Source organism: Heliomarina sp. (genome assembly GCF_052826185.1).
On the sequence record NZ_JBRBUI010000021.1, the window covers coordinates 1 to 4,211 of the forward strand.

Consider the following 4,211-nt stretch of genomic DNA (forward strand, 5'->3'; position numbering starts at 1 on the left):
GCCTAACGCGACGTTTCGGGTCGAGCTGGAAAACGGCCATGAGATCATCGCGCATACGGCAGGCAAGATGCGGAAAAACCGCATCCGTGTTCTGGCTGGCGACAAGGTTCAGGTGGAAATGACACCCTATGATTTGACCAAGGGTCGGATCAACTATCGCTTCAAGTAAGCGGCACCGCGTTCGCGCGTTGCGCGGCGCAGGCGGGGCCGTGCGCGGCCCCGACCGGGCCGCCGGCCTCAGGCAAAGAGGCCCATAAGATGCAATTCATTCTTGGATCAGGATCGCCGCGCCGGTTGGAGCTTTTGGCCCAGATCGGCGTGACCCCCGATGCCATTCGCGCCCCCGACATCGACGAGACCCCCCATAAGGCCGAGCTGCCGCGCCCCTATTGCGCCCGAATGGCGCGCGAGAAAGTGGCGGCGGTGCCCGCGGGGGCGGAGGATATCGTGCTTTGCGCCGATACCACCGTGGCGCTTGGCCGGCGCATCCTCGGCAAGCCCGAGGATGAGGCCGAGGCCGAAGCCTTTTTGCGGCTGATGTCGGGCCGTCGGCATAAGGTGGTCACCGCCGTCGCCGTGAAGCGCGGCGAAAAGCTCTGGCAGCGTGATGTGCAGAGCAATGTGAAGATGAAATCTCTGTCCGAGCCCGAAATTCGCCGTTACCTCGCCACCGGCGATTGGCGCGGCAAGGCGGGCGGCTATGGTATCCAAGGCCCCGCGGGCGCGCTGATCCCATGGATTAGCGGCTCATTCACTGCAATCGTCGGCCTGCCATTGGCCGAGGCTGCGAACCTGCTGCAAGCCGCAGGTTACCCATTTGACGGAAGGACGCCATGAAGGGCCGTACGATTATTCTCGACCATCTCGGTGATATCGAGGCCGCCGCCCTGATGGTGGACGGCAAGCTGGATGATTTTCTGATCGACAGTGACGGGCCGCGCGTCGGCACCGTTTACCGCGCGATTGCGGATCGTCCGGTGAAGGGGCAGGGGGGCATGTTCCTCAAGACCCCCGATGGCCCGGCGTTCCTGCGTCAGATCAAGGGGCTGGCCCCGGGTCAGACGATTCTCGTGCAGGTCTCGGGCCATGCCGAGCCGGGCAAGGCGATCCCGGTGACCAATAAGCTGCTCTTTAAGTCGCGCTATGCCATCGTGACGCCGGATGCGCCGGGGCTGAACATCTCGCGCAGCATCAAGGACGAGGAAGAGCGCGACCGGCTGCTCGAAATCGCCCATGAGGTGGCGGGTGGGGCCGATCTGGGCTTGATCCTGCGGTCCTCCTGCGCCGGTGCCGATGCGGAGGATATCGCCGAGGATATCGCCAATATGCTCAGCTTGGCGGATACCGTGGCCAATGATGACGCGCAACAGATGGAGGTGCTGAGCGAAGGCGATGGCCCGCATCTGCTCGCTTGGCGCGATTGGACCGCGCCCGCCGAGGTGGTGACCGAGGTCGGTGGTTTTGACGACCACGGCGTTCTGGAAGAGCTCGACCGCGTGGCCTCGGCGCAGGTGCCGCTCGGCGGCGGCGCGTCGATCTTTGTGGAGCCGACACGTGCGCTGGTTGCGGTCGATGTGAACACCGGCAACGATGCCTCGCTCGCCGCCGGGGTGAAGGCCAATATGGCCTGTGCCAAAGCGCTGCCGCGTGCCCTGCGTCTGCGCGGGTTGGGCGGGCAGATCACGCTCGACCTTGCGCCCATGCCCAAGAAGGACCGCCGGACGTTTGAAAGCGCCCTGCGCGCCGCTTTCCGCGCCGACGATGTGGATACGACGCTGGTCGGCTGGACGCCTCTGGGCCATTACGAGCTGCAACGCAAACGCGCCCGCCCGGTGCTGGCGGAGGTGCTGACAGGGGCAGGCCAATGAGCTGCCCGATCTGCAAAGCCGAAACCGTCAAGGCGCATCGCCCCTTCTGCTCGCGCCGCTGCGCCGACATCGATCTGGGCCGCTGGTTCAACGGCAGCTACGCCGTCCCCTCGCGCGACCCCGAAGACGTGGAAGCCGCCATCGACGCCGCCGAAGCGGCACAAGACCGCCCCGCAAAGCCCCATTAACACAGGAAAATTTGCGTTTTTTGAAAAGAAGTGGGTTTCAGGGCAAAATGGGGCTGGACACCCCGCGCCACAGGTCCTAGAACCCGCTCACCCGACCTCGAAAGAGGTGACCCGTGCCCGGGTAGCTCAGGGGTAGAGCAGTGGATTGAAAATCCTCGTGTCGGTGGTTCGATTCCGCCCCCGGGCACCATTCATCATAGAATACGCTATAAAAAACAACAACCTAGGCGGTGTGCCGATTGTTGCTATGTACAGCTCTATGTACGGTTCGCCGTCTGTAGTTTTCGGCGGCACTCATTTCGCCCGCTGTCTCGGTTTGCTAGACGGTCCGCCCAACGCACGCTAGGGTTACGGTAAGGCGAATAGCCATAACAACAAAATCAATAAGCTGAGGTCGCTGCAGGTGCTTCTACAAGACATTTTGGATGAGTATCGCGCGTCAGCGCGGACCGAACGCGAAAAGGGCGACTATTTTGAACGCCTTGTTCGGGTATTTATGGAAAACGACGACACTCAACGTCAGTACTATTCAAAGGTTGAGCCGTTCGCCGATTGGGCGACGTCTCAAGGCTGGAGCAACGCGGACACCGGTATCGATCTTGTTGGAACGCTGTCTGACGGGTCAGGCTATGCGGCGATTCAGTGCAAGTTCTACGCGCCCAATCACAGCATTCAGAAATCCGATATAGACAGTTTCATTTCGGCGGCATCCAATGATCTGTTCACCCGATTGGTCATCGCGGATACAACTCTTAAAGAGTTAGGCCGCAACACGCGGGAAACGCTGGGTAAACTTTCAAAGGATTGGAACCGCATTAGCGTTGCCGAACTTGAGGCAAGCCGCATTGATTGGTCCCAGTTTATTCGTTCTGGCACAGTTAGTTTAGCACCCAAGAAACAACTGCGAGATCACCAGCAAGACGCATTGCGTGAAGTGCAGGCAGGGCTGGAAGCCGCAGATCGCGGCAAGCTGATCATGGCGTGCGGTACGGGCAAGACCTTCACAGGCCTACGAATTGCGGAAACTCTGGCAGGGTCGGGAAAGCGCGTTCTTTTCATGGTTCCATCGCTTGCGCTGATGTCCCAAACCGTCCGGGAATGGAAGAACGACAGCGAAGACGTGTTCACGGCATTTTCTGCCTGTTCTGACTCGAAGGTGGGGCGAAGAACTGACGCTGACAGTCTTGATCTAAACGTGCATGATCTGGCCTTCCCGGCGACGACAGACCCTGAAAAACTTGCTCGTCAGGTCCTATCCGCACCCTCAGATCAGATGACGGTAGTCTTCTCGACCTACCATTCGATTGACGTTCTTACGCGCGCCCAAAAGAACCACGAACTACCAGAGTTCGATTTGGTGATCTGCGACGAGGCACACCGAACCACAGGCGTTACACTGAAGGATGAGGACGACAGCAACTTTGTTCGCATCCACGACAACGACTATGTCGCGGCAAAGAAGCGCCTCTATATGACCGCGACGCCTCGTATCTTTGCTGATACGGCCAAGCGTAAGGCAGACGACTACGACGCCCGCTTGGCGTCGATGGATGACGAAACCAAGTTCGGCAAAGACCTCTTCCATCGTGGCTTTGGTTGGGCGGTGGAGAACCAGCTTCTCACAGACTACAAGGTCGTCGTACTTGCTGTTGACGAAGGCTTGGTCTCTCAAACCATCCAAAACCGCCTCAAGGACGGCCCAGAGCTGACACTGGATGACGCGACGAAAATCATCGGGTGCTATAAGGCGCTGACGAAAAGCGACCTCGCGAAGGATTTGGAGTTTGACCCGCGCCCCATGAAGCGCGCTCTGGCCTTCTGCCAAAGCATCAAGAAATCCGAGATCATCGAAGATGAGTTCACGCAGGTTGTCGACGAATACGTTAGCAACGACCTGATCGACGACGACCGTCATCTAAGCACCGAAGTTCGCCATATCGACGGCAGCTACAACGCCAGCTCGCGGGAGGAAATGCTCAACTGGCTAAAGGCGGACGCAGGCGACAACACGTGCTGGACGTGTCACGGTTTGATGCCGCTCCTTTGATAGCATTTATTGCAGCAAAGGAGACGAACTATGGGAACGAAACGCACGGACGAATTCCGCGCTGATGCGGTGCGGATCGCGCTGACAAGCGGGCTGACACGCAGGCAA

Annotated in this window: 5 protein-coding genes and 1 tRNA gene; all 6 read left to right on the plus strand. The window is 59.5% G+C overall.

Annotation, left to right across the window (positions count from 1 at the left end; all coding sequences use genetic code 11):
* The coding region (gene infA / locus ACU0FH_RS08500; protein ID WP_446194231.1) for a translation initiation factor IF-1 at positions 1 to 169 on the plus strand (169 nt) is incomplete at its 5' end.
* Between the two features lie 89 nt (positions 170 to 258).
* Complete coding sequence (locus ACU0FH_RS08505) at positions 259 to 837, plus strand: Maf family protein (protein ID WP_067268006.1); 579 nt, start codon at positions 259 to 261, stop codon at positions 835 to 837.
* Positions 834 to 1,868 (plus strand): ribonuclease E/G, encoded by a 1,035-nt coding sequence (locus tag ACU0FH_RS08510; RefSeq protein ID WP_067268004.1) that lies wholly within the window; start codon positions 834 to 836, stop codon positions 1,866 to 1,868. The genes ACU0FH_RS08505 and ACU0FH_RS08510 overlap by 4 nt, the downstream gene beginning before the upstream one ends.
* Positions 1,865 to 2,056: a DNA gyrase inhibitor YacG gene (locus tag ACU0FH_RS08515; protein ID WP_067268003.1), complete on the plus strand. Its 192-nt coding sequence runs from the start codon at positions 1,865 to 1,867 to the stop codon at positions 2,054 to 2,056. Before ACU0FH_RS08510 ends, ACU0FH_RS08515 begins: the two co-directional genes overlap by 4 nt.
* 115 nt (positions 2,057 to 2,171) lie before the next feature.
* Positions 2,172 to 2,246, plus strand: a tRNA-Phe gene (locus ACU0FH_RS08520).
* A gap of 213 nt (positions 2,247 to 2,459) precedes the next feature.
* The gene (locus ACU0FH_RS08525; protein ID WP_231886445.1) at positions 2,460 to 4,103 is read left to right on the plus strand and encodes a restriction endonuclease; all 1,644 of its coding nucleotides are present in this window, start codon (positions 2,460 to 2,462) and stop codon (positions 4,101 to 4,103) included.
* The last annotated feature ends 108 nt before the right edge of the window (positions 4,104 to 4,211 follow it).